28 protein-coding genes and 3 tRNA genes are annotated in these 26,328 nt (G+C 60.5%); 19 read left to right on the top strand and 12 right to left on the bottom strand.

Going from position 1 to position 26,328, the window contains the following annotated elements:
• Nucleotides 1-4: 4 nt before the first annotated feature.
• Nucleotides 5-1,684 carry an energy-dependent translational throttle protein EttA gene (gene ettA / locus ABF757_RS07910; RefSeq protein WP_025860580.1) on the bottom strand — a complete coding sequence of 560 codons (1,680 nt, stop codon included), beginning with the start codon at nucleotides 1,682-1,684 and terminating at the stop codon, nucleotides 5-7.
• Between the two features lie 75 nt (nucleotides 1,685-1,759).
• Nucleotides 1,760-1,833, bottom strand: a tRNA-Ile gene (locus ABF757_RS07905).
• A gap of 181 nt (nucleotides 1,834-2,014) precedes the next feature.
• Between ABF757_RS07905 and ppa the strand changes: the two genes are divergently transcribed.
• Nucleotides 2,015-2,542 carry an inorganic diphosphatase gene (ppa, locus tag ABF757_RS07900; RefSeq protein WP_025860579.1) on the top strand — a complete coding sequence of 176 codons (528 nt, stop codon included), beginning with the start codon at nucleotides 2,015-2,017 and terminating at the stop codon, nucleotides 2,540-2,542.
• 218 nt (nucleotides 2,543-2,760) lie between these two features.
• Nucleotides 2,761-2,837 (top strand) — tRNA-Asp (locus tag ABF757_RS07895).
• A 75-nt stretch (nucleotides 2,838-2,912) separates the two neighbouring features.
• Here the strand turns inward: ABF757_RS07895 and ABF757_RS07890 are convergent.
• Both ABF757_RS07890 and ABF757_RS07885 read right to left on the bottom strand, forming a co-directional pair.
• Entirely contained in the window at nucleotides 2,913-3,440 is a 528-nt protein-coding gene (locus tag ABF757_RS07890; RefSeq protein WP_025860576.1) for a carboxymuconolactone decarboxylase family protein, read from the bottom strand.
• Between the two features lie 248 nt (nucleotides 3,441-3,688).
• Nucleotides 3,689-4,231: a peroxiredoxin gene (locus ABF757_RS07885; RefSeq protein ID WP_025860574.1), complete on the bottom strand. Its 543-nt coding sequence runs from the start codon at nucleotides 4,229-4,231 to the stop codon at nucleotides 3,689-3,691.
• A 183-nt stretch (nucleotides 4,232-4,414) separates the two neighbouring features.
• Between ABF757_RS07885 and ABF757_RS07880 the strand changes: the two genes are divergently transcribed.
• The 3 genes from ABF757_RS07880 to ABF757_RS07870 all read left to right on the top strand — a co-directional run bounded on the left by ABF757_RS07880 (nucleotide 4,415) and on the right by ABF757_RS07870 (nucleotide 6,467).
• Nucleotides 4,415-5,347, top strand: coding sequence for a hydrogen peroxide-inducible genes activator (locus ABF757_RS07880; RefSeq protein ID WP_415481679.1), 933 nt, complete (start codon nucleotides 4,415-4,417; stop codon nucleotides 5,345-5,347).
• Between the two features lie 176 nt (nucleotides 5,348-5,523).
• Nucleotides 5,524-5,649, top strand: a complete 126-nt coding sequence (gene ykgO, locus ABF757_RS07875) for a type B 50S ribosomal protein L36 (RefSeq protein WP_003625637.1) — start codon at nucleotides 5,524-5,526, stop codon at nucleotides 5,647-5,649.
• 5 nt (nucleotides 5,650-5,654) lie between these two features.
• Nucleotides 5,655-6,467: a tetratricopeptide repeat protein gene (locus tag ABF757_RS07870; protein ID WP_415481664.1), complete on the top strand. Its 813-nt coding sequence runs from the start codon at nucleotides 5,655-5,657 to the stop codon at nucleotides 6,465-6,467.
• 21 nt (nucleotides 6,468-6,488) lie between these two features.
• Here the strand turns inward: ABF757_RS07870 and ABF757_RS07865 are convergent, their stop codons facing one another.
• Nucleotides 6,489-7,385 carry a prephenate dehydrogenase/arogenate dehydrogenase family protein gene (locus ABF757_RS07865; RefSeq protein ID WP_415481663.1) on the bottom strand — a complete coding sequence of 299 codons (897 nt, stop codon included), beginning with the start codon at nucleotides 7,383-7,385 and terminating at the stop codon, nucleotides 6,489-6,491.
• Entirely contained in the window at nucleotides 7,378-8,424 is a 1,047-nt protein-coding gene (locus ABF757_RS07860; RefSeq protein WP_415481662.1) for a lysylphosphatidylglycerol synthase domain-containing protein, read from the bottom strand. Before ABF757_RS07860 ends, ABF757_RS07865 begins: the two co-directional genes overlap by 8 nt.
• A gap of 214 nt (nucleotides 8,425-8,638) precedes the next feature.
• Between ABF757_RS07860 and hpnA the strand changes: the two genes are divergently transcribed.
• The 7 genes from hpnA to ABF757_RS07825 all read left to right on the top strand — a co-directional run bounded on the left by hpnA (nucleotide 8,639) and on the right by ABF757_RS07825 (nucleotide 16,832).
• Complete coding sequence (hpnA, locus tag ABF757_RS07855; RefSeq protein ID WP_415481661.1) at nucleotides 8,639-9,640, top strand: hopanoid-associated sugar epimerase; 1,002 nt, start codon at nucleotides 8,639-8,641, stop codon at nucleotides 9,638-9,640.
• 18 nt (nucleotides 9,641-9,658) lie between these two features.
• The gene (locus tag ABF757_RS07850; RefSeq protein ID WP_415481660.1) at nucleotides 9,659-10,843 is read left to right on the top strand and encodes a glycosyltransferase; all 1,185 of its coding nucleotides are present in this window, start codon (nucleotides 9,659-9,661) and stop codon (nucleotides 10,841-10,843) included.
• 73 nt (nucleotides 10,844-10,916) lie between these two features.
• The gene (gene hpnC / locus ABF757_RS07845) at nucleotides 10,917-11,777 is read left to right on the top strand and encodes a squalene synthase HpnC (protein ID WP_025860569.1); all 861 of its coding nucleotides are present in this window, start codon (nucleotides 10,917-10,919) and stop codon (nucleotides 11,775-11,777) included.
• 93 nt (nucleotides 11,778-11,870) lie between these two features.
• Complete coding sequence (gene hpnD, locus ABF757_RS07840; RefSeq protein WP_415481659.1) at nucleotides 11,871-12,770, top strand: presqualene diphosphate synthase HpnD; 900 nt, start codon at nucleotides 11,871-11,873, stop codon at nucleotides 12,768-12,770.
• A gap of 20 nt (nucleotides 12,771-12,790) precedes the next feature.
• Nucleotides 12,791-14,089, top strand: coding sequence for a hydroxysqualene dehydroxylase HpnE (hpnE, locus tag ABF757_RS07835; RefSeq protein WP_415481658.1), 1,299 nt, complete (start codon nucleotides 12,791-12,793; stop codon nucleotides 14,087-14,089).
• Nucleotides 14,090-14,149: 60 nt separating this feature from the next.
• Nucleotides 14,150-16,120, top strand: coding sequence for a squalene--hopene cyclase (shc, locus tag ABF757_RS07830; RefSeq protein WP_415481657.1), 1,971 nt, complete (start codon nucleotides 14,150-14,152; stop codon nucleotides 16,118-16,120).
• A gap of 4 nt (nucleotides 16,121-16,124) precedes the next feature.
• Complete coding sequence (locus ABF757_RS07825) at nucleotides 16,125-16,832, top strand: phosphorylase family protein (protein ID WP_415481656.1); 708 nt, start codon at nucleotides 16,125-16,127, stop codon at nucleotides 16,830-16,832.
• Between the two features lie 62 nt (nucleotides 16,833-16,894).
• On the opposite strand, the gene ABF757_RS07820 is transcribed toward ABF757_RS07825, so the two are convergent.
• The 6 genes from ABF757_RS07820 to ABF757_RS07795 all read right to left on the bottom strand — a co-directional run bounded on the left by ABF757_RS07820 (nucleotide 16,895) and on the right by ABF757_RS07795 (nucleotide 21,038).
• The gene (locus tag ABF757_RS07820; RefSeq protein ID WP_025860562.1) at nucleotides 16,895-18,409 is read right to left on the bottom strand and encodes an efflux transporter outer membrane subunit; all 1,515 of its coding nucleotides are present in this window, start codon (nucleotides 18,407-18,409) and stop codon (nucleotides 16,895-16,897) included.
• A 22-nt stretch (nucleotides 18,410-18,431) separates the two neighbouring features.
• Nucleotides 18,432-19,343, bottom strand: coding sequence for a biotin/lipoyl-binding protein (locus tag ABF757_RS07815; RefSeq protein ID WP_025860561.1), 912 nt, complete (start codon nucleotides 19,341-19,343; stop codon nucleotides 18,432-18,434).
• 27 nt (nucleotides 19,344-19,370) lie between these two features.
• On the bottom strand, nucleotides 19,371-19,565 hold the full coding sequence (locus ABF757_RS07810) for a DUF1656 domain-containing protein (protein ID WP_025860559.1): 195 nt from the start codon (nucleotides 19,563-19,565) through the stop codon (nucleotides 19,371-19,373).
• A 31-nt stretch (nucleotides 19,566-19,596) separates the two neighbouring features.
• Nucleotides 19,597-20,124 carry a MarR family winged helix-turn-helix transcriptional regulator gene (locus ABF757_RS07805; RefSeq protein WP_025860558.1) on the bottom strand — a complete coding sequence of 176 codons (528 nt, stop codon included), beginning with the start codon at nucleotides 20,122-20,124 and terminating at the stop codon, nucleotides 19,597-19,599.
• A 145-nt stretch (nucleotides 20,125-20,269) separates the two neighbouring features.
• Nucleotides 20,270-20,695 (bottom strand): phage holin family protein, encoded by a 426-nt coding sequence (locus ABF757_RS07800; protein ID WP_415481655.1) that lies wholly within the window; start codon nucleotides 20,693-20,695, stop codon nucleotides 20,270-20,272.
• Nucleotides 20,696-20,735: 40 nt separating this feature from the next.
• On the bottom strand, nucleotides 20,736-21,038 hold the full coding sequence (locus ABF757_RS07795) for a hypothetical protein (protein WP_415481654.1): 303 nt from the start codon (nucleotides 21,036-21,038) through the stop codon (nucleotides 20,736-20,738).
• A gap of 73 nt (nucleotides 21,039-21,111) precedes the next feature.
• On the opposite strand from ABF757_RS07795, the gene ABF757_RS07790 reads away from it, so the two are divergent.
• From ABF757_RS07790 to ABF757_RS07760, 7 genes are all read left to right on the top strand, one after another.
• A complete protein-coding gene (locus ABF757_RS07790) occupies nucleotides 21,112-22,260 on the top strand; it encodes a TOBE domain-containing protein (protein WP_415481653.1) in 1,149 nt (382 codons plus the stop codon).
• A gap of 179 nt (nucleotides 22,261-22,439) precedes the next feature.
• Complete coding sequence (locus tag ABF757_RS07785; RefSeq protein ID WP_415481652.1) at nucleotides 22,440-23,378, top strand: extracellular solute-binding protein; 939 nt, start codon at nucleotides 22,440-22,442, stop codon at nucleotides 23,376-23,378.
• The gene (locus ABF757_RS07780; RefSeq protein WP_415481651.1) at nucleotides 23,375-23,797 is read left to right on the top strand and encodes a hypothetical protein; all 423 of its coding nucleotides are present in this window, start codon (nucleotides 23,375-23,377) and stop codon (nucleotides 23,795-23,797) included. The genes ABF757_RS07785 and ABF757_RS07780 overlap by 4 nt, the downstream gene beginning before the upstream one ends.
• Nucleotides 23,794-24,252: a YcgN family cysteine cluster protein gene (locus ABF757_RS07775; protein WP_415481650.1), complete on the top strand. Its 459-nt coding sequence runs from the start codon at nucleotides 23,794-23,796 to the stop codon at nucleotides 24,250-24,252. The genes ABF757_RS07780 and ABF757_RS07775 overlap by 4 nt, the downstream gene beginning before the upstream one ends.
• 70 nt (nucleotides 24,253-24,322) lie before the next feature.
• Nucleotides 24,323-24,955, top strand: coding sequence for a M48 family metallopeptidase (locus tag ABF757_RS07770; protein ID WP_415481649.1), 633 nt, complete (start codon nucleotides 24,323-24,325; stop codon nucleotides 24,953-24,955).
• Nucleotides 24,956-25,012: 57 nt separating this feature from the next.
• A tRNA-Leu gene (locus tag ABF757_RS07765) sits at nucleotides 25,013-25,097 on the top strand.
• An 89-nt stretch (nucleotides 25,098-25,186) separates the two neighbouring features.
• A partial coding sequence (locus tag ABF757_RS07760) for a DUF6538 domain-containing protein (RefSeq protein ID WP_415481648.1) occupies nucleotides 25,187-26,328 on the top strand: 1,142 nt, incomplete at its 3' end.

The following is a 26,328-nucleotide window of genomic DNA, read 5'->3' as shown; positions in this document are numbered from 1 at the left end:
CCTGTTAGCGAGCGAGAGGCTTGTAGCGAATCCGGCTGGGCTCGGTGGCATCGGGGCCAAGGCGACGGCGTTTGTCTTCCTCATAGGCCTGGAAGTTACCCTCAAACCACTCGACGTGGGAATCACCTTCAAACGCGAGAATATGCGTTGCCAGACGATCAAGGAACCAGCGGTCATGCGAGATAACGACCGCGCAGCCGGGGAATTCCGCCAGAGCGTCTTCCAGTGCGCGCAGGGTATCCACGTCCAGATCGTTGGTCGGTTCGTCAAGCAGGATAACGTTGCTTTCCTTGCGGAGCATCTTGGCCAGATGCACGCGGTTACGCTCACCGCCCGACAGGATGCCGACTTTTTTCTGCTGATCAGAACCCTTGAAGTTGAACGCCCCCACATAGGCACGGGAAGGCACAGCCCGCTTGCCCAGATAGATGACATCCGTGCCGCCCGAGATTTCTTCCCACACGCTCTTGTCCGGGTCGAGGCTGTCACGCGACTGATCCACGTAACCGAGCTTTACGGTCTCACCAACCTTGAGCGAGCCCGCATCGGGCTCTTCCTGCCCGATAATCATTTTGAACAGGGTGGATTTACCTGCGCCGTTCGGCCCGATCACACCCACAATGCCGCCCGGCGGCAGCTTGAAGTTCAGGTTATCGATCAGCAGACGGTCAGCGAACCCTTTGCTGAGCGCTTCAGCCTCGATCACCGTGCCACCAAGGCGGGGGCCGGGGGAAATGACGATATCCGCCACACCGCTAACCTTCTCCGCACTCGCGGCCAGCATTTCCTCATACTGGGCAATACGGGCCTTGCTCTTGCTCTGACGCGCCTTGGGGCTGGAGTGAATCCATTCCTCTTCAGCCGCGAGAGCACGCTGGCGAGCACTCTCTTCCTTTTCTTCCTGCGCCAGACGCTTGCGCTTCTGTTCCAGCCAGGAGGAGTAATTGCCTTCGAACGGAATACCGCGACCGCGCTCGATTTCGAGAATCCAGTTGGTCACGTTGTCGAGGAAGTAGCGGTCATGGGTAATGACCATGACTGTGCCCGCGTAGTTGCGCAGGGTCTTTTCGAGCCAGGCAACACTTTCCGCATCGAGATGGTTGGTCGGTTCGTCAAGCAGCAGCAGGTCAGGCTTTTCCAGCAGCAGGCGGCACAGGGCCACCCGGCGGCGCTCACCACCCGAAAGCTTGTCCACAGCACTGTCAGCCGGGGGGCAACGCAGCGCATCGAGGGCGATTTCGAGCTTGCGATCCAGCTCCCAGCCGTCGCCCGCGTCAATTTTCTCCTGCAATTCGGCCTGTTCGGCCAGCAGGGCGTTCATTTCGTCATCGTCCATCGGCTCGGCGAAGCGCAGCGAAATCTCGTTGAAACGGTCTACCGCCTTTTTCAGCTCACCAAAGCCAAGGGCCACGTTCTCGCCCACGGTCAGGTTCGGGTCGAGCTGGGGCTCCTGCTCCAGATAGCCGACACGCGCCCCTTCAGCCGCCCAGGCCTCGCCGCCGAACTCCTTGTCCAGACCGGCCATGATCTTGAGCAGGGTCGATTTACCGGCCCCGTTGACACCCAGAATACCGATCTTGGCGCCGGGCACGAAGGACAGGGTAATGCCCTTGAACACCTCACGGCCACCGGGATAGGATTTTGTGAGATCCTTCATCACATAGACGTATTGATAAGATGCCATGATGATGACCCCCCGTATGTGGCTGAAGCTGAAAGCGCTGCCAGCAGACACGCCAGCCAACTCGCGATGAATGCCTGCGCCCGGCAGGACTTGAACCCGCAACCAAGCCGTTATGAGCGGCCCGCTCTAACCAATTGAGCTACGGGCGCGCAGGCGGCTTCCTGATTACGCAACCAGAGAAATTTGGCAAGGGTCTTCCTCAGGAAAATCCACGTAAAGCCATACCGCGGGGTGGCTGCCACGCCCGTGCACCAAAGGGCTCTTGGCAAGCTGCGGGCGGGCGGATAGGGTCTGCACCATCCCAATTTTCATGTGCTGGAGCCGTGTTCCATGGATGTCTCGAAACTTTCCGCCGGCAAGGATGTGCCGTTCGACATCAATGTCGTGATCGAAATTCCGCAGGGTTCTTCGGTCAAATATGAAATCGACAAGGAAAGCGGCGCCCTTGTGGTGGATCGTTTCCTGTTCACCCCCATGGCCTACCCCACGGCTTATGGCTTTATTCCCAACACGCTGGCCGCCGATGGCGACCCGACGGATGCACTCGTGCTCACCCCCGCCGCCGTCGTGCCCGGCAGCGTAATCCGCGCCCGCCCCATTGGCGTGCTGAAGATGGAAGACGAGTCCGGTCAGGACGAAAAAATCATCTGCGTGCCGCACGACAAGGTGCACCCACAGTTCACCACCGTGCAGTCCATCGACGACCTGCCCGAAATCACGGTCAAGGCCATTGAGCACTTTTTCACCCGCTACAAGGATCTGGAAAAGGGCAAGTGGGTCAAGGTAACGGGCTGGGGCGACAAGGCCGAAGCTGGTGACTTCATCGTTCAGGCACTGGAAGCGGCGCGCGGCAAGTAAGCCGCCCACCCGCTGGCCACAGGCCATGGAACGGCGCATCGGCTCCCGCATTCAGGGAGCGGATGCGCCGTTTCTGTTTGTTGCCCGCAAGCCAAATCCGAGCCGGAATAAAAAATGACCCATCTGGTGCATTTTTTTGCTTAACCCCGGTTGCCAAACGAAAAAACATCAGTATAAAGCGGCACATACCGACGCACACCACGGTGAGCGTCTGGACTGCGGGTGTAGCTCAGTTGGTTAGAGCGCCGGCCTGTCACGCCGGAGGTCGCGGGTTCGAGCCCCGTCACTCGCGCCACTTCAAAATTCCTTAAATCAGAATATGTGAAGTGGCGCGACAGACACCTTCTGGTGCCTGTCTACCACGCTTCAATCAATCTTCCAGAGCTACAGCGGCCTCAAGCGTTACGGCAACGGCATGCACGACTGCGGCAATCCGCGCGGCTGTCTGCACGGCCCCAGAGCCCAGCGCCTCACGCACGATTTTTTCATGACTGGTCACGCACAGGTCACAGCCATTGATGGCGGACACAGCCAGACACCACAGCTCAAAATCCACCTTTTCCACACCGGGGTTGCCAATCACGCTCATACGGAGCTGCGCAGGCATCTTGCCGTATTCACCACCCGCCATATGCACAAAGCGGTAGTAGATGTTGTTCATGCCCATGATGGCTGCAGCGGACTTGGCCGCCGCCAGTGCCTGTGCGGACAGGACATCCGTGAACTGGGCTACAACGGCGCGTGTCACCTCATCATTGCGCGCGGCAATGGCGCAAGCCACGAACGTGCCCGCAAGCTGCTGGGGGCTCAGGCTGACATCATTGGCCAACGTGCCGAGATTGAGGCGCAGGTCTTTGGCGTAATCGGGAATACGATCCTTGAGTGCATCAATGGACATGACTTTTCCTTCACCTGTTGGGGTGTTGTGGCAATAAAACTGAACGGAAAGATCAGAAATCAGGGGCCTGTCCGGCAATAATATGCCGAGACCGCCAGCGGCACGCCATGGCGCAGCGCCATAACTGCTTGTGATGGGGTGCCGCCCTGCAGAGCGAGGCACCCCACACCCCACGTGCGGGGGCTCCGACAGGGCCAAAGGCCCCGCGGAAACCTTTCCGGCCAAACCGGAAAGGCAGGTTTTCAGGCTCAGACTTTGATGAAGTCTTCGCCCTGCTTCCAGTTGCACGGGCACAGCTCATCGCTCTGCAGACCGTCGAGCACGCGCAGGACTTCCTGCGGGTTACGACCAACGGACAGGTCGTTGACGGAAACATGACGGATCACGCCCTGCGGATCGACAATGAAGGTAGCGCGCAGAGCAACGCCTGCTTCCTTGGCCATGACGCCCGTGCCTTCCGTCAGCTCGCGCTTGATGTCGGCCAGCATCGGAATCGGCAGATCCTTCAGATCCGCGTGGTGGAGGCGCCAGTTCAGGTGAACGAACTCGCTGTCGATGGACACACCGTACACAACGGCGTCACGGTCAGCGAAGTCTTTGGCCATCTTGCCGAAAGCCACGATTTCCGTGGGACAAACGAACGTGAAGTCCTTGGGCCAGAAGAACACGATCTTCCACTTGCCCGCGTCGGTCTGATCCGTAATCTGAACGAACTCGCCCTTGAGGCCTTCCGGGCCACCCGGAACGGAGGTCAGGTTAAAGCTGGGAAATTTATCGCCAACGGTCAGCATTGTTCTAGCTCCTTGTTTGACTAGCTTTTTTGCCACCAGCGCCAGAAACGCCAGCGGCTGCGTTAATCTGTATGGCCCGGCCCGTTCATTTAATCCAATGAATATTTTATATAATAATGATTGATAGGATCGATCAAACGCGCCACGTTTGATGAACCGACCTCCGCCATACGGGAAACCGCCATGCTGCCCCTGCCCTCCGCCCAGCAGCTCCGTTATCTGATTGCCTTGTCCGAACTGCGCCATTTTGGCCGGGCGGCAGCGGCCTGCGCAGTCACACAATCCACCCTGTCCGCCGGGATCATGGCGCTTGAACGCCAGCTTGACGCCACCCTGCTTGACCGCACGGTAGGCAAAAAAGTGGTATTTACCCCGCTTGGTCACGAAATCGCGCTCAAGGCCCGGCAGGCGCTGGCGGCGCTCGAATCCGTGCCTCAATTAGCCGCCGCAGCCCGCACCCCCCTGACAGGCCCAATGCGACTCGGTATCATCCCCACCATCGGGCCGTTTCTCATTCCGCAGACCGTCACCACCCTGCGCGAGCATTTTCCGCAGCTACTTCTGTCCATTACGGAAGACACGACCGAGCATCTGCTGGAAAAACTCTCGCTCGGTCAGCTCGATATTCTTGCCCTTGCCATGCCCTGCCTGTGCGATGGCACGGAAACCCACCCTCTCTGGCAGGACCCTTTCCGCGTTATCATGCCCGAGGGCCATCCACTGGCCAGCCTGAACACCGTGCCAGTCTCCCGCCTGTCGAGCCACGGCATGGTAATGATGGAAGACGGGCACTGCCTGCGCGAGCAAACACTGGCCATCTGCCGGCAAGGCCCCAACCGGGCAGGCACCGAAGGGGAAAGTGAGGCCACCTTTACCGCCATGTCGCTCCACAGCATGGCCGAGCTGGTGGAACTGGGTTTGGGAATCGCCATCATGCCCGCTCTGGCCATTGATGCTGGTATATTGAAAGGGCGGCGGATTCTTTCACGCCCCCTGACTGGCGGCCCCGCATGGCGCACACTCGGGCTGGCATGGCGGCCCCGCTCTCCCCGCTCGGCGGATTTTCAGACCCTCTCCGCAACACTGGCGACACTCCGCCCACCGGAAACCGCCTAAAAAGGCTGCGCGCTCCTTTGACACCGCAGCATGGCCTCATGCGGGGGTTTTCAGCCGGAAAAATGGCGAATTTGTCGATCAAACAGGCCGTAAATCTTGACTCCGGGGCTTAGTGCCAGTAATTGCCAACCCAACTTGAATTATGCACTCACCAGTTTCGGCGGAGAATACGGGCCATGAAGATCAGAAACAGCCTGAAGTCAGCCAAGGTGCGCGATAAGGACTGCCGTGTGGTTCGTCGTCGTGGCCGGGTTTACGTCATCAACAAAAAGAACCCCCGCATGAAGGCCCGTCAGGGCTAAAGCATATGGCGGAACAGACCCACACGGTCTGCTTGTTCCTGCCTGTCATGCGTGAGACCCGTTTTTCCGCACGGCGGAGAAACGGGTTTCTGTTTTTATGCCTGCTGCATCTGGCCCTGTTAGGCAGCACTGGTGCCATAATGGTTCTGGGCCTGCCTCCTGCCGCTCACGCGCAAGCTCCCGATCTGTCCGAGCCTGATGGCAGTGCTGGCCCCCCGCCAGTACCGACCCTGCCGCCCATGATGCAGATCCACCGCCCGGCTGCGCCCGCCACATCCACACCACAGGCCGCCCGGCCAGCGACAGCTCCCACACAGCCTGTGGCCCCTGCTCCGGCCTCCCCCATGATAGGGGTGCTGGCAGACCGGCTGGCCCACGCCAAAACACCCGAACAGGCCCATGGCCTTGAGAGCCGTCTGGAAACCCTGCGCGCTTCCAAGCTGGCCCCGGCCACACGCCTGCTGCTGCACCGCTCCGAAAAAGATCTGGCGGCTGAAAAGCCCGATGACGCCGTGCAGGACCTTTCGGACGCACTGGCACTCCAGCCCGACCAGCCGATTCTGTGGCGCGGCCGCGCCCAGATGCGCCTTGCCGCCGGTGACCTGAAAGGGGCTATTGCCGATCTAGGCGAAGGTCTGGGGCGCGACCCGTCAGACGCCGCCGCGTGGATTCTGCTCTCGACCATAGAAGAACGCCGCAACGACGGCCGGGCCGCCCTACAGGCATGGGAAAAGGCCATGAGCCTGAACCCCATGCTGGACAAGGCCCACAAGCGTCAGGAACAGCTCCGGGTGAAAGCCTTCGGCCAGCCGACCTGAACGGGCGGCAGGCCTGCCCTGTCAGGCCTGCCGGTTCTCGATCAGGCTTTTGCGGATAGCGCGACCGCGCTCGATTTTGTCCACAATATACGCCTCATCTCCCCAGCGAATCGCACGGGCCATGGCCTGTGCGTCCTCCATGAAGCGCCCCAGCATTTCCAGCAGGGCCTCACGGTTATACAGGAAGATGTCACGCCACATGATAGGGTCTGACGCGGCGATACGCGTAAAGTCCCTGAACCCGGAGGCCGCAAGGTCGAGCACCTCGGAGCGGGTTTCAGCCGCCAGATCGTCCGCCGTGCCACATATGGTAAAGGCGAGCAGATGCGGCAGATGGCTGACAATGGCGCATACCCGGTCATGATGCGGCGGTGTCATTTCGCGCAGGCGCGCCCCACACCGCTCCCACAGGGTGCGAATGCTCTCAAGGGCTGCCTCAGTCGTGCTTTCAAGCGGGGTCAGCAGGCACCAGCGATCCTCGAACAGATGCTCCAGCCCTGCATCCGGGCCGGAGAACTCCGTTCCCGCCATGGGGTGCGTCGGCACATAAGGCACATCGGCGCGCAGAATGGGCGCGATGGCCTCAATAACCGAAACCTTGGTGGAGCCCACATCCGTCAGCACGGCACCACTCTTCATGGTAGGCACGACCTGAGCGGCGACCTCGCCCATGGCCCCCACGGGCACACATAGCATCACGCAATCGGCCTGAGCGGCAGCGGCGGCCAGATCGGTCGTGGCTTCATCCGCCAGATCGAGCTCGCGCACACGGGCGCAGACTGCGGGGCTACTATCCGCAGCGATCAGCCTGCGGGCAATATTGCCACGCACACGCGCACGCCGCAGCACGGAAGACCCGATAAGCCCCGGGCCGACAACAAGCAGCGTATCGAAAATAGGTGCCTGCACTTCAGCCAATACCCTTATCCTCCATGGTGGAAGATGCGGTTTCCGCCGCGCGTTCGCCCGACCGCAGGCTGCGCATTTCCATGACCTGCCATGCCAGCAGAACAGGAATACCGATAATGAGTTCACGCCCTCGCCGTAGCAGAGACAGACCCAGCGCCACAGAAGGTTCTATGCCAAAAGCATGGCCCAGCGCCATATAGGCCCCTTCCTGCACGCCAAGGCTACCCGGCACCAGAAACCCCATGGACATGATGGCGCAGGTTACACCTTCCACCGCCACAGCATCCGCAAAGGTCAGGTTCGCTCCCAGAAAACGAGCTGTCAGCCACAGAATACCAGCGCTGCCCAGCCAGCCTACCAGATGATAGAGTGCCGAGCGGGCGATATGCCACGGGCGGTTCCACGCCGCTTCAAGGCGTTCCTGCAAATGGTCGGCCCCGGCCTGCAGGTTATCATGCCACTGACTGGCGATATTGCGGGTAATCACCCCTCCGAAACGGCGGAAAATATTGCCGCCATGCCGCTGGGTCCAGATAAAGCCGACAATCCCGACAATCAGAAACACCGCCCCGATCACAACCGGCAGGACAAACGGGCTGGAGCGCTGATGCGCAACCAGACACGCCACAGCCAGCAGCACAAAACCCACCTGCCCCATGACTTCGGTAGTGATATCCACAAGATTGGCGCAGGTGGCTTCGGGCAGTTCAATCTGCCTGCCGCGCGTGGGGTGCAGGCCATGGCCCGAGCAGGTGGCGCGGATACCCACCACCATGCCCCCGATCTGTGAAAAAGGCAGGCATGTCGCTGCTGCATCCCTGACCATGCGAGCACCTAGAAGCTTAACATAGCCGATCTCGGGAAAAGCCGCGTGCCAGGCAAGACCCAGCACCCCATTGACAACCAACTGGCAGCAGACAACAGCGACAAAACCACCCATGCCAATGCGCAGAACCGCATGCAGGACGGAATCGAACCCGCTCCATGCCATAGCGGCTGTAATGACGACCAGCCCGAGGAAAGTGAGAAAAACAGTAAGCTTCTTCAAGGTACCAGCTCTGTCCGCCCATCACGCCAGATGGGCCTGCCCGCCCTGAAAGCCTGACAGAAACCCCTTGCGGGCATGTCTATGAATGATCCGCCCCCTTACACCACCACGGGGTCTGGCGCCACCTCATGCGTCAGGATAAAGAAACAAACCGTACGTTTAAATCAGGCTGCCCATCCCGTTTCAGGCACCCTTTTGCACAGAGGCCCCACGCATGACCGCCACCGCCCCCACACTTGTCACCGGCGCCACAGGTTTTGTCGGGTCCGCCGTGGCGCGCACATTACTGGCGCGCGGGCATAACCTGCGGCTGATGGTGCGCGCGGGCAGCGACCGGCGCAATATTGCCGATATCCCGGCTGAACTGGTGGAGGGCGATCTCTCCAGCCCCGAAACCTTCGCCCGCGCGGTAGAAGGCTGCCGCTATATCTTTCATGTTGCGGCGGATTACCGGCTGTGGGTGCCTGATCCCGCCCCCATGATGAAAGCCAATGTGGAAGGCACGCGCCTGCTCATGCTGGCAGCACAGGCCGCGGGGGTTGAGCGTATCGTCTACTGCTCCTCCGTAGCCGCACTGGGGCTGATCGGGGATGGCAGCGTGGCGGATGAAACCACGCCAGTGCGCGAGCATGCGGTTATCGGCATCTACAAGCGTTCAAAATACCGTGCGGAGCAGGAAGTGCTGCGCCTCGTCCGCGAAAGCGGCCTGCCTGCCGTTATCGTCAATCCTTCCACCCCTGTTGGCCCGCGCGACATCAAGCCCACCCCCACGGGGCAGATGATTCTGGACTGTGCCGCAGGGCGCATGCCCGCCTATGTCGATACAGGCGTGAACATCGTGCATGTGGATGACGTGGCCGAAGGCCATGCGCTGGCACTCGAACGCGGTGTTATTGGCGAGAAATACATTCTGGGCGGGCAGAATTTCCTCCTGCGCGACCTGTTTGCCATGGTTTCGGACATAGCCCATGTGCCGCCGCCGAAAATAAGCCTGCCACAGGAGGTTATCTGGCCTGTGGCCGTTGTTTCGGAATGGCTTTCGCGCGCGTTTGGTATTACGCCGCGCGTTACCCGTGAAATGCTGGCCATGTCGCGCAAGAAAATGTTCTTTTCATCCGACAAGGCCATACACGAGCTGGGCTATGCCCCCCGCCCCGCGCGTGAGGCGGTGGCGGACGCCATCGCGTGGTTCCAGTCCAACGGCATGCTGAAGTAAGAAAGAGGGCACGGACTCATGCTATTGGCTCTCGCCGTTCTGTGCGCCGCCATCTGGGTAGGACTCCTCTTTTTCCACGGACGCTTCTGGCAGAAAGGCCCCATTCTGGCCCCTGCGACACCAGATCAGATCATTCCCACGGCGGACGGTAGCGCGCCTGCCGTCACGATTGTCGTGCCTGCCCGTGACGAAGCCGAATCCATTGAGGTCGCCCTGTCCTCGTTAATGGCGCAGGACTATCCCGGCCCGCTCTCCATCATTCTGGTCAATGACCGCAGCGCGGATAACACCGGCCCGCTGGCCCGCGCCCTGCCCGACCCGGCCAACCGCCTGCACGTGCTAGACGGGGTTGCCCCGCAGCCCGGCTGGAGCGGCAAGCTCTGGGCTGTCTCACAAGGCGTGCAGGAAGCCGAACGCCGCGCAACGCAAGGTGATGGCTATATCCTGCTGACCGATGCCGACATCATCCACGCGCCCCAGCATGTCGCCACACTGGTTAGAAAAGCCCAGACCGACCGCCTGCACATGGTGTCGGAAATGGTGGAACTACAGTGCGAAAGTCTGGCCGAACGGGCACTGGTGCCAGCGTTTGTCTTCTTTTTCGCGCTGCTCTACCCCTTTGCCAGAGTAAACGACCCCAAAAGCCGCACCGCCGGGGCCGCGGGCGGCACCATCCTGCTCCAGCGCGACATGCTGCGCCGTATCGGCGGCATAGATGCGCTGAAAGGTGCCCTGATTGATGACTGCACCCTCGCACTATGCGTCAAGCAGGCCGGGGGGCTGCTCTATCTGGGCCATTCGCAGTTGGCGCGCTCCATCCGCCCCTATCCCGGCCCGGCCGATATCTGGCGCATGATCACGCGCACCGCTTATGTGCAGTTGCGTTTTTCGCCCCTGTTGCTGGTCCTGACCGTGCTGGGCATGCTGCTGGTGTGGATTACCCCTGCCCTGCTTGGCCTGTTTGCCCACGGTCCGGCGCACTGGATTGGCGCTGCCACATGGCTGGCCTCAACCTGCTCGTTCCTGCCCACGCTCAGGCGCTTCAAACTCTCACCGCTCTGGGCGCTCGCACTGCCGTTCATTGCGGTTTTCTATACCGCCGCTACCGTCGGCTCGGCTGTCAACCACCACCGGGGACGCGGCGTTGTCTGGAAAAACCGCTCCTACACGGATGCCATCCCCAACGATGGGCGTACCGGCTAGGATACGCGAAGGGATAGGCAGGCCGGGGTGGCTCGTGTAAACCACAGGCTGCCATTTTTGATCGGGCCGAGGCATGACAGACGATACAGACGTATGGGGAACAACCGACGTTTCTTCCGGGAAAGGCGCGTCCGACGAGAATTTTCCCGTCGGCTCCCTGCTGATCAGCCGGGCGCTGCGCCCGCATGTTCATGCGTATTACGCCTATGCCCGCGTTATCGACGATATTGCCGATAGCGAAACACTAGCCCCGCAGGACAAGGTTGCACGGCTCAACGCCATGGAGGAGGTGCTGCACGGGCAGCGCTCCGCCATCAACAGGCCCGATGCCCAGAGTGCCGCGCGCCTGCGCGTCTCTCTCATGCAGACCGGCGTACCGTTTGAAACCGCAACCGACCTGCTGATCGCCTTTAGGGATGATTCTCTGGGCAAGGAATACGCAAGCTGGTCAGACCTGCTGCATTACTGCCGCTACTCCGCCAACCCGGTGGGGCGTTATCTGATCGGCCTGCACAAGGAGAGCGCTGACGCCTTCGCGGCGTCCGATGCCCTGTGCACCTCGCTCCAGATTCTCAACCACCTGCAAGACTGCGCGCAGGATCTGCAGCGGCTCAAGCGCTGCTACATTCCCTCCGACATGCTGCGCCAGCACGGCCTGACCTCCGAAGCCCTGCTTGAAGGTCGCACCTCGGCTGCCCTGCGCCGCGTTTTTAACGCCCTGCTGGACGGTGTGGACACACTCAACCGTCAGGCCGCTATTCTGCCGGGGCAGATACACAGCCGCCGCTTCCGCATGGAATGCGCCGCCATTGTCACTCTGGCCGAACGCCTGACCCTGCGCCTGCGCCGTGAAGACCCGCTGGCAGGCCGCGTTGCCCTGCGCCGCACAGACGCCTTGCATGCGGCAGCCGCAGCCTTGAAGGCATGGCGCTGACCTTCCCCCATCATGAAACTTCTGTAAAAAGGGGCTCTCTTCTTCGGAACGGTGGCCCCGTTTCCAGCATCCAGAGCAGACAGGTAAGAGCGCGTGACAGCACAGGACATCCAGACGCATAACCAGCCCACCCCCCTGGGATGCGACCCTGCGGACCTCGCGTGGGTGGAAAATACCGTCAAACAGGCTGGCACGTCTTTTGCAGCGGGTATGAAAATTCTCCCGCCCATGCGCCGTTACGGCATGTTCGCCATCTATGCTTTCTGCCGCGTTGTGGACGATATTGCCGATGGCAACGCCCCGCTGGCCGAGCGTACACAGGCGCTGGATGAATGGCATGCCCGCATCGCGCGGCTGTATGGCCCGCAAAGCGCCCCGCAGCCCGAACCGCTCGAACGCGTACTGCTGGCCACGATCAATTTTTTCGCACTCCGTCAGGCTGACTTCACCGCCGTGATCGATGGCATGATGATGGATACCCAGTCCGCCATTGTCGCGCCGGATGAAGCCACACTCGACCTGTATTGCGACCGCGTGGCCTCGGCCGTGGGCCGCCTGTCCGTGCGTATCTTTGGTGAATGCTCCGATAACGGCGACAAGGTTGCCTACCATCTGGGCCGCGCCCTGCAGTTGACCAACATCCTGCGCGATATCCCCGAGGATGCAGCGCGTGGCCGCCTGTACCTGCCCTCCGACCTGCTGGAACGTTTTTATGTCCCGCGCGACGCCGTCAAGGCGCTGGACGCGCCGGGGCTTGAGGGCGTGTGCCGGATTCTGGCCACCCGCGCGCAGGATCATTTCCGCATCGCGTTTGTCACCATGAAAGCCTGCAACGGCCGCGCCATGCTGCCCGCACGCATCATGGGGGCCAGTTACGAGGCCATTCTCAAAGCACTGTGCAAGCGCGGCTGGTCCGCCGCCGTACTGCGCCAGCGCCCCAGCACCACCCTGCTCGACAAGGCAAAGTGGTTCTCCCTCTCCTATCTTCCGTAAAATCCGGGCGGTATTCAGCTATGGCAGGCGTACTGCACATTATTGGTGGCGGCATGGCAGGACTGGCCGCCGCCGTGGAAGTGGCGGGATCAGGCCGGCATGTTATCGTGCATGAAGCTGGGCGCGCCTGCGGCGGTCGGGCCCGCTCCTATGATGACAAGCAACTCGGCTGCCGGATCGACAACGGCAACCACCTGTTTCTGTCCGCCAACAAGACCCTGTTTCGCTATCTGGCCCTGACAGGCGCACTCGATACGCTGGCCGGACCAAAAGCTCCCATTTTTCCCTTCGTGGACCTTGAGGAAGACGCCCGCTGGACGATCAACCTCTCACGCGGGCGCATGCCTTGGTGGGTGTTTCAGCCGCATCGGCGCGTGCCGGACATGCGCCTGCCTGACCTGCGCAGCCTCTATGCCCTCATGCAGGCCGGACCGGACACAACCGTTGATGACTGCCTGCTACCCGGCGCACTGGCCCGCAGGCTGCTTGAACCCCTGGCAATCTCGGCACTCAATACCGACTGCGCCACAGGCAGCGCCGCCCTGATGGGGGCTGTTATCCGCCAGTCGCTCTCTCTGGGTGGTAGCGCGTGCATTCCCTTCCATGCGCGTGATGGACTGTCCGAAACCTTCGTGGACCCCGCACTGGCGCATCTGCGCGCTGTACGGGCCGAAGTGCGCACACAAAGCCGCATGACAGGCATCGAAACCGCACAGGGCCGGGTAACAGCACTGCACACGGCTGAAGGGGCTATCCCCGTTGATGCGCAGGATCATGTGATTGTCGCCACACCCGCCCCCGTAACGCGCGGCCTGCTGGAAAACCACCTGCATGGTCTGGTAACGCCCACCGCGTTCGAGAGCATTCTCAACCTGCATTTCCGCCTTGATACCCCCCCGCAGCCTGTTGGCTCCTTTGCCCGTTGCGGCTTTATGGGGGTGATTGGTGGCATTGCGGAATGGGTGTTCCTGCGCGGCTCTGTCCTGTCCGTCACGGTTAGTGCGGCCAACCGCCATGCCGAGCGTGACCCTGAAGAACTGGCCCGCGCTATCTGGCGCGAGGTCCGCCGTGCCTGCGATCCTGCCCTGAGCATACCGCTACCCGCCACACCGGCTGAGCAGCGCATTGTATGGGAAAAGCGCGCGACCTTTGCCGCCACTCCCGAGCAGAACCGCCTGCGGCCCGGCCCCGCCACAGCGCTGGCCAACCTTGCGCTGGCGGGAGACTGGACCAACACAGGCTTGCCCGCGACCCTTGAAGGTGCAATGAGATCGGGTATCCTTGCAGTGCATGCACTCGGACTAAGGGCGCCAGGCTAAAAGCCACCATTCACCGCATAACCGCGCGAACACGCCCGCGAACAGAGAGGAACACTGACCATGGCCGCTGACGGCAGCGCCCTTCCCGCTTCCCCCTTATCCCGTGACGAGCTGGACCGTGTCGTCACCAATGCCCATGCGGCTCTTGGCCGTGTGCAGCAGGATGATGGCCACTGGGTTTACGAGCTGGAAGCCGATGCCACCATTCCGGCGGAATATATTCTGCTGGAACATTTTCTCGACCGGATCGATGACGAACTGGAACAGAAAATGGCGGTCTATCTGCGCCGTATCCAGAGCGACGTGCATGGCGGCTGGCCCCTTTACCACGATGGCGATTTCAATATTTCCGCCTCGGTCAAAGCCTATTTTGCCCTCAAGGCAGCCGGGGACGATATCAACGCCCCGCATATGAAACGCGCGCGTGAAGCCATTCTGGCCCATGGCGGGGCAGAACGCTCCAACGTCTTCACCCGTTTCCAGCTTGCCCTGTTCGGGGAAGTGCCGTGGCGGGCAACGCCCGTCATGCCTGTGGAAATCATGCTGCTGTCGCGCTCGGCATTCTTTTCCGTCTGGAACATGTCGTACTGGTCGCGCACGGTTATTGCGCCGCTGCTGGTGCTGGCGGCCCTACGCCCGCTGGCCCTCAACCCGCGCCAGATCCATGTGCGTGAACTCTTCTGCACCCCGCCTGAAAAGGTGCGTGACTGGATTCGCGGCCCATACCGCTCCAACTGGGGCTATGTGTTCAAGGGGCTGGACATGGCCCTGCGTCCGCTCGTGCCGATGATCCCGGCCAAGACGCATAAAAAAGCTATCAAGGCTGCAATCGACTTCATTGAACCGCGCCTGAACGGCAAGGACGGCATTGGCGCCATTTACCCGGCCATGGCCAATACGGTCATGATGTACCGCGCGCTGGGTGTGCCCGATACCGACCCGCGCGCCGCCACCGCATGGGAAGCCGTGCAGGGGCTGATCGTGCGTAAGGATGATGAGGCCTACTGCCAGCCCTGCGTTTCCCCTATCTGGGATACGGGCCTGTCCGGCCATGCCATGATTGAGGCCGCTTCCGGCCCGAACGGTATCGCCCCGGAAAAAACGCTGGCCGCCCTGAAGAAAACCAGCGCATGGCTGCGCAGCAAGCAGATTCTGGACGTCAAGGGCGACTGGGCTATCAACAAGCCTGATCTGGCACCGGGCGGCTGGGCTTTCCAGTACGGCAACGACTATTACCCGGACGTGGACGATACCGCCGTGGTGGGCATGCTGCTGCACCGCGAGGGTGATCCTGAAAACGCGGAATCCATCGAACGCGCCCGCCAGTGGATCATTGGCATGCAGAGCACCAATGGTGGCTGGGGTGCCTTTGATATCGACAACAACAAAGACCTGCTCAACCACATTCCCTTTGCCGATCACGGCGCGCTGCTCGACCCACCCACGGCAGACGTAACGGCACGGTGCGTGTCTTTCCTGGCCCAGCTTGGCAACCCCGAAGATGAACCCGTGATCCAGCGCGGGCTCGCCTATCTGCGCCGCGAGCAGGAGGCCGATGGCTCTTGGTTCGGTCGCTGGGGCACAAACTATATTTACGGCACATGGTCGGTGCTGTGCGCCTTTAACGCGGCTGGCCTCTCGCATGATGACCCGGCCATTGTCCGCGCTGTGGAGTGGCTGCGCTCTGTCCAGCAGGCAGATGGAGGCTGGGGCGAAGGCTGCGAATCCTTTGAAGACGGCCCGCGCGGCACCTACAAGCAGAGCCTGCCTTCGCAGACAGCATGGGGTGCTCTGGCCCTGATGGCCGCAGGCCGACGGGACGACCCCTCCGTTTCCCGGGCGATGTCGTGGCTGGCCTCCCAGCAGGACGAGCAGGGCGAATGGCACGAAGACCCGTATAACGCCGTTGGTTTCCCCAAGGTGTTTTACCTCCGCTACCACGGCTACAAGCAGTTCTTCCCGCTGCTGGCACTGGCCCGCTACCGTAATCTGGAAACCAGCAACACCCGCCGCGTGGGTTTCGGGTTCTAGACCCATGGCACTGGCCGCCACACAGTTCCCCCTCTCCCGGCCGGGTATTCTGGTCGGGCTGAAGGCCGAAGCCCGCCTTGTCCGCAAGGTATTCCCCCATGCGGCCATTGCGGCCAGCGGCGCCACCCGCGCGGGAGCCGAGCGGGAAGCCGCCCGGCTGGCTCAATGTGGCGTCAACTGCCTACTGTCTTTCGGGTTGGCCGCCGGGCTTGAACCGGGCCTGCCTGCTGGCAGCATCGTTATTCCCGATACGGTCGTTGACCATGCAGAACGCTGGAAATGCGACCCGACCCTGCGCCATATTCTGGGCGGGGAACTCAGTACCGTGCGTGGCGGTGCTCTGCTGCATAGCGATGAAGTCGTGCTGGATACCGCCCATAAAGCGGCCCTGCATACGCGCTTCAATTGTGTGGCACTGGATATGGAAAGCGGCTTTCTGGCACGGGCCGCGCAGGAATCCGGCCTACCTTTTGCTGTTCTGCGCGTTGTGTGCGACCCGGCCGAGCGCTCCCTGCCGCCTGTTGCGGCCACCGTTCTTTCCCCCGATGGTGGCCTGAATATTGGTGCGCTGTTACGCTCGCTACTGCGAGACCCAAGACAGATTGCAGCCCTCATCCGCCTTGGGCAGGATGCCACACAGGCCCGGCGCAACATGATTGGTTTTCTTGAAAACCGCACCCGTTCGCCTGCTTTCCAGCGCCTGACGGCCTGAGCCAACAGCTCTCACAGACAAAATTTGGCGTGGCCGGGCGGGTATAAACCCGCCCACACCCTTTACTGCGAGAACGCCTTGGCCAGCACGTTCTGGGTTTCGAGGGAGACCGGCAGTGTAGAGTTGGTCAAAGCGACACCTTTCCAACCCGCACCCAGTGCCGTGTAAAGGTTAACCGCATCGCGCAGGCGCTCAAGCCGGGCCAGCGCTTCCATGTTCTGGGCCTTGAGGGTCGTGCGTTCGGTTGTCAGCACTTCCAGAAAGCCCACAAGCCCTGCACCGTACAGCTTACGCGCCCGCTCGCTGGCTGTTGCGCTGTCTTCCGCCGCTTTATGCAGTTGTTCGGCATATTCGATATCATCATGCCATGCCGCCATGCTGTCTTCGACTTCCTTGAAAGCCTGCAAAACAGTCTGGCGATAGCTCAGACGCGCAGCTTCTGCCACCGCCTGCGAAGCCCGCACCTCGGCCGTCATTTTACCGCCGTGCATCAGCGGCATGCTAGCCATAAGCAGGAACTGCCAGCTCATGGCATTCGCCTGAAACGCCTGATACATGGCGGATGCATTCGGGTTGAAGGTCAGCGGCACCACGAAATGCGGATACAGATTGGCCACCGCAACACCAATCTGTGCTGTGGCCAGCGCGTATTTGCGTTCCGCCATCCGCACATCGGGGCGGTTTGCAATCACCACCGAAGGCAGAACTGCGGGGAATTCCGGCACATGCGGGAGCGCACGAGGCTGTTTGAGTTCATCTTCAAGCTCACCAGGCATTTTGCCCAGCAGCACGGCAATGGCGTGGGTAACCTGCGAAACCCTCGTTTTCAGCGGCTCACGTTCAGCAATCTGGGCATCAAGCTCGGCCTGCGCCTGAGCGATCTGCAGGGTATTACCCACACCTTCGCTATACAGACGGTTTGTCAGGTCCACCGCATCCTGCGCGACACGGATATTGTCGGTCGCGATCTTGATCTGCAACTGGGTGACACGCAGCAGCATGTAATCCGATGCCAGTTCGGATAGAAGCCCCATCAGAATGGCGCGGCGGCCTTCAATATTGGTTTCCACCTCACGCTCATGCGCTTCCACATCACGGCGGATGCGACCGAACATGTCCAGTTCCCATGTAGCGGTAGCGCCATAGGTGAGCATGGAGGCTTCAGCCCGGTTCTGGGGATTACCCGGACGAATAGGCCAGTTATCGATATTGAGCGAGTAGCGTACATCGCCACCGCCCATATTGGCATCAAGCTGTGGGTACCACTGCGAGGCCGCACGGTCACGCACCGCACGCTCGGCCAAGATATGCTGGCTGGCAATCTGTAGGTCGTAATTGCCCTTGATGGCTTCATCCACCAATTGCGACAGCATGGGGTCCTGGAATAGGGACCACCACTCCACCATTTCCTTGTTGGTGCGCGCGATTTCTTCAGGCGTCGCGGGGTGTTCCTCTGCGGCTTCCTTGAAGCCAGCCGGCAGCTTCATACGGTCAGGCTGGTAGTTCGGCCCAACCGTGCAGGCAGACAGCAGCAGCGAAGAGGCCATGCCCAGCGCGAGACGGCGATAAATCTTCATGACTTTCGTCCTGTCCCCGCGATCAGAGATGATCCTGTAGCCACGTTGTCAACCTGCCGCTCCGGCCCCGAGGCTCCGGCCCGACACTGACAGTAGCCGTCATGCCCGCCGCCAGCGTTACGCTATCGGGCACATGATCGAGGTGGATACGTACCGGAATACGCTGGGCCAGACGCACCCATGTGAAAATGGGATTGACCGACTGCAGCCCCAGCTTGTCGGGAGAGCCATTGGTATCATTGATACCACGGGAAATGCTGACAACATGGCCCAGAAGGATAGGCTTATAGCCCATCAGCTTCACACGGGCCTCATCCCCTACATGCACGCCCCACATTTTGGTTTCTTCAAAATACCCGTAAACCCAGTAGGAATCGGCATCGATGACGGCCATGCGGGCCTGCCCGGCGGAAGCATAATCCCCCACCCGCAGGTTGAGGTTGGTGACATAGCCATTAACCGGGGCATACAGCACGGAACGCTGCAGGTTCAGCTTGGCTACATCCAGCGCCGCACGAGCGGCATCCACCGATGCAATCTGGGTTGCAACGCTGGAGTTGAACACTTCCTGCTCTTCAGCAGACACAATACCGCCCAGCCCCATACGGCGCTTGGCATCGTTCTGCTTGAGCTTCAGATCTTCCAGCGCGCCATCGAGCCGGGCCTGCGCCTCACGGATAGCCAGACGGAAACGCACTGGGTCGAGCACGAAAAGCGGATCGCCTTTATGTACGTACTGGTTGTCCACCACCGGAATCTGCACCACCGTGCCAGACACTTCCGGTGCCACATCCACCACGTAAACCCGCACGCGGCCATCACGCGTCCAGGGCGCGATCATGTAGACATTCCACAGAGTAACCCCCAGCACTATGGCCAGAGACACGACCGCAAGGGTCAGGACGATGCGAATGAGGGTGCGCAGAAGGGACATTGCGGCGGTCTCGAAAGCCTTTTCGGGTCAGACGTAAAGGATCAGCAGGCAGAGAATACAAACGTAAAGCGACACTTCAAACAGCGCGATATGCCAGAACCAGCCCAGCAGGCCGCTCCACCACAGCATGAAGCGGATACCCATGGTAATGGGCAGGGCGGCCAGCGCGTACACGACAATCGGTGCCATAAAGACACCGAACAGATTGAATTCAGTCAGCATGGCGCACACTCACCACGGCAGCAGAAAACCATCATACGTGATCGCTCCCCCGGCCGGTGCCACTGTCCCTGCGTAACGGCACGGCGTGGGAAGCCAGTTCCCTGTGCTCCTGCGCAGCCTGTTCCACCCGATCCAGCACCTGACCGCACTCATCCAGCTCCCGATCCGATATGGCGGCGGTAAGACGGACCGTGACCTCATCCGCCACCTGACTGACAAGGGCCGCAACCTGCCGCCCTTCATCCGTAATACTGACAAGTTTGGAGCGACGGTCTTCCTCGTCCGTTTCACGAACGACATAACCGCGCTTTTCAAGCACGTCCAGCAACCTGACGAGAGAGGGAGCCTCAAGCGACAGGGAACGGGCCAGATCGGTCTGGCGCATGGGTGTGGTGGAGAAATTGAGATAGTAAATAGGACGCCACGTGGCGTCAGTCAGGCCAAAAGCGCGTAGATCGGTATCGATCTCGCGCCTCCAGGCTGCGGCAATCCGCGCCAGTCTATGCCCGAAGAACCGGCGGGCCTCGCTTGCCTCAAGAGAATCGTTCTCAGGTTCCATTCACCGCTCACGCTGACAAGTATGCAAAAAATTTGCACGCTTATTAAAATGCTGAGCCATCATTTACTCAAATGACGCCCCGCGCCAATGCAAATTTGGAATGGAACCTATGGCTTTACCCCCGCTAGACAGTTGGGGGACAATTTCAGTCCTTTTTGCGCCGCACGATATCCCATGCCTTGCGCACGCCACCGCGGCCAACAGTACCCGCAACAGTGGCTGTAACAGCCGCCATTGTAAGGGATTCGCGGATATGGGTCATGGAGCGGTCACGCGCGATCCGCGCTTCGACCTCAGCCGTTGTCAGGTAAGAGCGGCGGCCAAACAGCACGCAAACCAGCGCTGCCAGCACATCAAGGCCAAACACCATGAAAGAGGCACCAACAGGCCCCATATGGCCGCCGAAAACCAGCAGAATCCACAAAAGCCCATGCCCCGTTATCAGGGCAAAGAACCCGAACACAGCCGCCATGACCAGAAACGCAAGCTGACGGCCATAGCGTATGGCCATCTGCTGCATGAGACTGGTCTGCGCATTCAGGACGGATTTACCAAGATCGAGGATATGCATGGGTTCTGCGGCTACCTTATACTCGGGTGACGCTCATGCTTCAGCGAGACAGCCGCCCGAGTATGAAACCGACCACGCCCGAAATAGCGATGGACACCCACGACGTCTGGCCCCGCGTCTGCTTTGCGAGATCATTGCGCGCATGATCTGCCAGTTCGCGGGCGTTGGCAACTGCCTGTTCCGTGAAAGCCCCTGCCTGCTCGCTCGCCCTGCCTAAAACCGGCGTGACACGCTGGCCGATCAGCTTCTCCAGCTGCGCCTTCAGGGAGTCGATTTCATCACGCACCGTATCCGCGGCAACTGCACCAGCCGCCTTGATATCCTTGATTTTATCAGAAGACATCTCTCAAACCTCGTCTATTCAGGGTTCTTTAGTGTTTACCCCCCCTTTAACAGCCGACAAGGATCATGGTTGCATGCCGCACATGCATGGCTCGCCTCCGGCGCTGGCGCTGCACTCTTTCACGGTTCTGCCGCAGGCACCGGGCCTGACGCTATCCCTGCCACGGGGGGGCTGTCTGGCTGTGCTGGGAATCGCCCCCGACAGCCCGGATCTGGAAGCGCTGACAACCGGGCTGACTGGGCAGGTGGCAGCACACACACGCGCAACACCCCCGCAGAAAGGCCGCATGCTCGTGGCGGGAGAGGATGTCACGCATCAGCTTCCCGGTTTGCGTCACGTCGCATCCTGCGGCGTGCATGCGCCGCTATTCGGCCATCTGTCGGTGCTGGACAACATTGTCTTTCCCCTGCGGGCACGCGGAGTACTCGAGCCGCACGAAATCCTGCGTCAGGGTCATGACCTGCTGGCCCTGACGGGGCTGGACTCAGCCCGCCACCTGCCCGCGAACAGACTTACCTCCAGTCAGGCCTTTCGCGCCGGACTGGCGCGCGCACTGATACAAAAGCCCGAGGTGCTGATCCTCAACCAACCCTTTACCACCATGGGCTCACACACCAGCCAGCAGGAACAGGCCATGCTGGACAGGCTGCGGCACGCTCTAGGCCTGAGCATCCTGCTCCTGACCCGCCAGCGCGCCGAGGCCCTGCTGAGTGCGGATGACATTGCCGTTATGGACAAAGGGACACTGCTGCAAAGTGCGGATGCCCCTACCCTGCTCAACCGCCCTGCCTGCACCGCTGTGGCTGTCGCGATGGATGACGCCAATGTGCTAACCGGCAAGGTGCTGGACATTCAGGATGACATCGCCAGCCTGCGTCTACCTTCGGGCGAGACGGTGGAGGCCATGGCCGACCATACCCTTGCCGTCGATGATCTGGCCTGTATCTGCATCCCGCCGGATCGGCTGTCCATTCTCCTACCGCGCGCGGGCGCATCTGTTGATGAAGAAGCCGAATCGGGCGATGTCCACTGCACGCTCGTTTCGGCCCATCATCTGGGCCGTACTATTATCATGCGCTTGCGTAGCCGCGATGGAACAGAGATAACGCTGCATCGTCCGCCTGTTCACACCATGCGCGACCTGCGGCCCGGACGCACGGGTCTGGTGGCGTGGCAGGCACGGAACGCCATCGCCTTTCCGATGGATGAAAAATCACGCTAGACTGTTCCCGTCCGACCGGCCTTCAGACGTGCAAAGAGGTTCCCCTGTTCTCCTTCTCATCCCACCGCGTTGCCAGCACAGTAAACGGCAAAACAGCACACAGGCTACCAGCCGCGCACGGGATCTCACGTCGGCAGGCGCTGCTGGCCGGTTTGGGCTGCCTGCTCCCGGCAGAAGCCATGGCCAAACGCGCGCATACACTCAGAAGCCTGACAGTGCTGACCTTTGCTGGCAAAATTGCCCAGACCCAGAAAAAAGTCCTGTTTACCCCCTACAGCCAGCTTTCTGGGCACCCACTGCTTTGCAGAACATGGAACGGCGAACCCAGCACCCTGCGGCAGCAGGAAGAACACCCCGTTCACAGTCTGGCGGCTGTCATGATGGAATGCAGCAGCCTGCAGATCGGCTGCGAAATGGGGCTTCTGACCAAAGAAACCGACAGCAGGAACCAGATCGTCTGCAGCACGCCCTCCGCTTCCATCGACTACGCCATGGCGTGGGATCGCTTCCGTTTTGAAGTGGCACCGGGCTGGGCAGATTTCTGGGATGTGGCGCGGCATCCGGGCCGCCGCAGCCTGCGCCGCGACCCACGGACCACACTGGAAATCGCCCTGCTGGCAGACGGCATACCGGCAGATGCGCTCTATCGGGTGCTGAACTCGCGGGATGGGCTGAACCACGCGTTCATGAAACTGGATCAGATACGCCCCTATATTGCTTGGTGGTCCACGCCTGAAGAAGCCGGACAGATCCTGCTTTCTGGCGGCGCACTCATGGGGCTGGTGCCCACAGGGGAAATTCTGGGGGCACAGGCTGACAGCCGGGACAAGTTCGGCCTGCTCTGGAAACAGCGCCTGCTTGTGCAATACGGCTGGGGGGTGCCACGCAGCGCCGCCCATAACAATGCCAGTCTGGCACTGGCCTCGTGGCTGGAACAGCCTGCCCAGAAGCAGGCATTCGCCAATGCGTGGCCCTCTCTCCCCTCCATGCAGGACATTACGGCGGCTGGCGGCGCGCTCTCACCACTGCCGCCTGCAACCGTTGTGGACGACTCATTCTGGGGCCAGAATTTACCAGCCATAGCAGAGCGCTTTCACCGCTGGGCCGCGCACCCATGATCGCCCAGCTTACCGGCCTACCCGTTCATGCAGGCAATGCACTCTCCACACTACTGCTTGCCCTCACCGCTCTGGCCGGAACGGGTATGGTTCTAGCCGCCATGGTACGCCTACGCTGCGCGCCTACTGTTTATGTTCTCTCGCTCCTGCTGAGCATACCCGCCACCCTGCTCGCGCTCATACTCCCCGCTGTCTGGTGGACAAACCTGACAGCTCCGGCACAAGGAGTGCTGCTGGTACCCCTGCTGGTTCTGCCGCTAACGCTCCCTTTGCGCACACTCCCCGCAAACTGGACAGCCACGGCATTGGAACTGGGGGCCTCACTCCCCAAAAGGCTAACACTCCTGTGGTGGCCACTATTGAAAAAACCTGCCCTGACCAGCCTTGTTCTCGCCTTTGCTTTTGGAATTCTGAAATGACTGCTTCTCTCCCGTTCTGGGAAACAACCGCTCTGGCCGATATGACCCGTAGCGAGTGGGAATCCCTGTGCGACGGCTGCGGTCGCTGCTGCCTGCACAAACTGCGCGATGATGACACGGAAGAACTGCATTATACATCTGTCGCGTGCAGGCTGCTCAATACCAAAACCTGTCAGTGCGAGGATTACCCAAACCGGCACCGCAAAGTGCAGGATTGTGTAACCCTGACACCCGACATGATCGACACGCTCGACTGGCTTCCGCCTGACTGCGCTTATCGCCGCTTGGCCGAAGGGCGCGGTCTACCCCTGTGGCATCCACTGATCAGTGGCACGACAGAAACCGTTATCAGTGCAGGGGCTTCCGCCGCAGGGCGCTGCATTAGCGAACGCCGTGCCGGCGCACTGGAGGATTACATTGTCACCTGGCCCGGACAGCCCGCTACTACCGAATAACATCGACCTTGATTCTATCGGTAATTTTCCGGTGCTCTGGCGTGTATCCAAACAAGCCAGACGCCTGTCCATGCGTCTCGCGCCACGCCAGAATGCCATAACCGTCACCCTGCCCGCCACCTGCCCGCCCGCTCAGGCTCTGGCCTTCCTGCATAATAATAAAAGCTGGCTAGCCAGCCGTCTCAAGCGTGTGGAAAACGCTTTTTCCTTCACTATAGACAGCGTGATCCCCATCGAAGGCCAGCCTCACCTGATTGTTCACAGCCCGAACCAGCGTGGGGGAGCATGGATCGAAAACGGGCAGATTATCGTCTGTGGTGAGACAGCTTTCATCTCCCGCCGGGTTATGGATTGCCTGCGCCACCATGCCGCACGCGTGCTGGGTACCGAATTACGGGAAATGGCGAAAGCTGCTGACCTCAAGCCGACACGGCTGGATATCCGTGACCCCACAAGCCGCTGGGGAAGCTGCTCCACAACAGGACGCATCATGCTGTCATGGCGCCTGATCATGGCACCACCTGAAGTCAGACATTACCTGATAGCCCATGAACTTAGCCACCTCGTGCACATGAACCACAGCAACCAGTTCTGGCAGCAAGTCAAACGCCTTACTCCACACCGCCAGCGAGCAGAAGCCTGGCTACGCCATCACGGCCCAAACCTCATGCGTGCCGGACAGCAGGAGTTGCCGCTGGCCTGAAGCGTTGCTAGAAGACAAAGCGCAACACTGACACAAGCTACCAGTTGCACGCTCCACGCGAACTTGGCGGAATGGTAGACGCAGGAGACTTAAAATCTCCAGCCCATAGGGCGTGCGGGTTCGAGTCCCGCAGTTCGCACCACAGACACCTGAAATAGCACGATTTTTCGGCTGAATGAGGGGCAAAGGCTGTCTTTGCTCCATCGTCCTTCCCCACCGAGGGAAGATTTTATGCTCCGTGTCCGAGGCACTACCTACCACTTCCGCCGTATCGTTCCCCCTGCCCTGCGAGCAGCCTTAAACCGGCGCGAAATCTGGGTTTCCCTGAAAACCGGCTACCAGAACGAAGCCCGCAAACGGGCATCACTCCTCCATGCCAGAACCACAGAACTGTTCTCTCAGGCCCATTCTGTGCTGGCTGAACCAGACGCTTTAAGCAGGCTTGAAGGACTGCGGGTTACACTGCGGGATTTGCAGAGCGTGATTCAGCTTTCATCTGCTCAGGAAACGGGGTCCGTGCCAGTGTCAGCACTGGTGCCCAAACCCCGAACGATGAAGAAACCAGCCAAAGCCCCCCAAGCCCAACCTTTAATGCTTTCCGGTGCCCTGAAACGCTTTGTACTGGATAATCTCCATGCCAGCGCTGACACCAAGAAAGCCACTCAACGAGCCGTAGACCTCTTTCTACAAGCCTTTGGCGATGCGCCTGTGTCCATTATCGGTGGCGAGAAGACTGGAGCGTTCCGTGACCTGCTCTTTTCCCTTCCTGCCTCACTGGGCAAACGCAAAAGCAGCCTTACCCTTGAGGAAGAGGCACAGAGAGCCAGAGAAGATGCTTTACCGACCCTGAGCGGGAAGAGTGTGAAAAACCACATGATGCGTCTCTCTGCCCTTTGGAACCAGTTACACCAGCGGGAACTGGTCACACGCAATCCGTGGACAGGCTGGAATTTCGAGAATGGGCAAAAGACTGTCAGAAGAAGCTGGATGACAAAGGAACTGGCTTTGCTCGCCTCTGCCTCATGGCACAGCACGTCCGTGCCAGAAGATACCTTCAGGCTGGTTACATTGATTGCAGCCTACTCTGGCATGAGACTGGGTGAAATCTGTACTCTACGCAAGGAAGACCTTCAGACCGTTGACGGTATCCCCTGCTTCCTTATCCGCCCCCATACCGAAACCGGCTGGGCACCCAAGACAGAAGCGGGCACTCGTGTGGTGCCTGTCCATTCAAAGCTGATTGAAGCAGGTGTGCTGGCCCTTAAGGATACCACTGACAGCCCTTATCTCATTCCGGGTCTGGAAACCTCAAAACAGGGTGTCAGGGGCGCAGCCCTTGGCAGAGCTTTCTCATTGCTCAAGACCCGCATTGG

The organism is Acetobacter papayae (assembly GCF_047721125.1).
Taxonomy (GTDB): domain Bacteria; phylum Pseudomonadota; class Alphaproteobacteria; order Acetobacterales; family Acetobacteraceae; genus Acetobacter; species Acetobacter papayae.
This window is presented reverse-complemented; position numbering and strand designations above follow the sequence as displayed.

Excerpts from the sequence above, each read along its gene's own strand:
- ettA (WP_025860580.1), bottom strand. The coding sequence starts at position 1,684 with ATGGCATCTTATCAATACGTCTATGTGATGAAGGATCTCACAAAATCC.
- ppa (WP_025860579.1), top strand. The coding sequence starts at position 2,015 with ATGGATGTCTCGAAACTTTCCGCCGGCAAGGATGTGCCGTTCGACATC.
- ABF757_RS07890 (WP_025860576.1), bottom strand. The coding sequence starts at position 3,440 with ATGTCCATTGATGCACTCAAGGATCGTATTCCCGATTACGCCAAAGAC.
- ABF757_RS07885 (WP_025860574.1), bottom strand. The coding sequence starts at position 4,231 with ATGCTGACCGTTGGCGATAAATTTCCCAGCTTTAACCTGACCTCCGTT.
- ABF757_RS07880 (WP_415481679.1), top strand. The coding sequence starts at position 4,415 with ATGCTGCCCCTGCCCTCCGCCCAGCAGCTCCGTTATCTGATTGCCTTG.
- ykgO (WP_003625637.1), top strand. The coding sequence starts at position 5,524 with ATGAAGATCAGAAACAGCCTGAAGTCAGCCAAGGTGCGCGATAAGGAC.
- ABF757_RS07870 (WP_415481664.1), top strand. The coding sequence starts at position 5,655 with ATGGCGGAACAGACCCACACGGTCTGCTTGTTCCTGCCTGTCATGCGT.
- hpnA (WP_415481661.1), top strand. The coding sequence starts at position 8,639 with ATGACCGCCACCGCCCCCACACTTGTCACCGGCGCCACAGGTTTTGTC.
- ABF757_RS07850 (WP_415481660.1), top strand. The coding sequence starts at position 9,659 with ATGCTATTGGCTCTCGCCGTTCTGTGCGCCGCCATCTGGGTAGGACTC.
- hpnC (WP_025860569.1), top strand. The coding sequence starts at position 10,917 with ATGACAGACGATACAGACGTATGGGGAACAACCGACGTTTCTTCCGGG.
- hpnE (WP_415481658.1), top strand. The coding sequence starts at position 12,791 with ATGGCAGGCGTACTGCACATTATTGGTGGCGGCATGGCAGGACTGGCC.
- shc (WP_415481657.1), top strand. The coding sequence starts at position 14,150 with ATGGCCGCTGACGGCAGCGCCCTTCCCGCTTCCCCCTTATCCCGTGAC.
- ABF757_RS07825 (WP_415481656.1), top strand. The coding sequence starts at position 16,125 with ATGGCACTGGCCGCCACACAGTTCCCCCTCTCCCGGCCGGGTATTCTG.
- ABF757_RS07820 (WP_025860562.1), bottom strand. The coding sequence starts at position 18,409 with ATGAAGATTTATCGCCGTCTCGCGCTGGGCATGGCCTCTTCGCTGCTG.
- ABF757_RS07815 (WP_025860561.1), bottom strand. The coding sequence starts at position 19,343 with ATGTCCCTTCTGCGCACCCTCATTCGCATCGTCCTGACCCTTGCGGTC.
- ABF757_RS07810 (WP_025860559.1), bottom strand. The coding sequence starts at position 19,565 with ATGCTGACTGAATTCAATCTGTTCGGTGTCTTTATGGCACCGATTGTC.
- ABF757_RS07805 (WP_025860558.1), bottom strand. The coding sequence starts at position 20,124 with ATGGAACCTGAGAACGATTCTCTTGAGGCAAGCGAGGCCCGCCGGTTC.
- ABF757_RS07800 (WP_415481655.1), bottom strand. The coding sequence starts at position 20,695 with ATGCATATCCTCGATCTTGGTAAATCCGTCCTGAATGCGCAGACCAGT.
- ABF757_RS07795 (WP_415481654.1), bottom strand. The coding sequence starts at position 21,038 with ATGTCTTCTGATAAAATCAAGGATATCAAGGCGGCTGGTGCAGTTGCC.
- ABF757_RS07790 (WP_415481653.1), top strand. The coding sequence starts at position 21,112 with ATGCCGCACATGCATGGCTCGCCTCCGGCGCTGGCGCTGCACTCTTTC.
- ABF757_RS07785 (WP_415481652.1), top strand. The coding sequence starts at position 22,440 with ATGGCCAAACGCGCGCATACACTCAGAAGCCTGACAGTGCTGACCTTT.
- ABF757_RS07780 (WP_415481651.1), top strand. The coding sequence starts at position 23,375 with ATGATCGCCCAGCTTACCGGCCTACCCGTTCATGCAGGCAATGCACTC.
- ABF757_RS07775 (WP_415481650.1), top strand. The coding sequence starts at position 23,794 with ATGACTGCTTCTCTCCCGTTCTGGGAAACAACCGCTCTGGCCGATATG.
- ABF757_RS07770 (WP_415481649.1), top strand. The coding sequence starts at position 24,323 with ATGCGTCTCGCGCCACGCCAGAATGCCATAACCGTCACCCTGCCCGCC.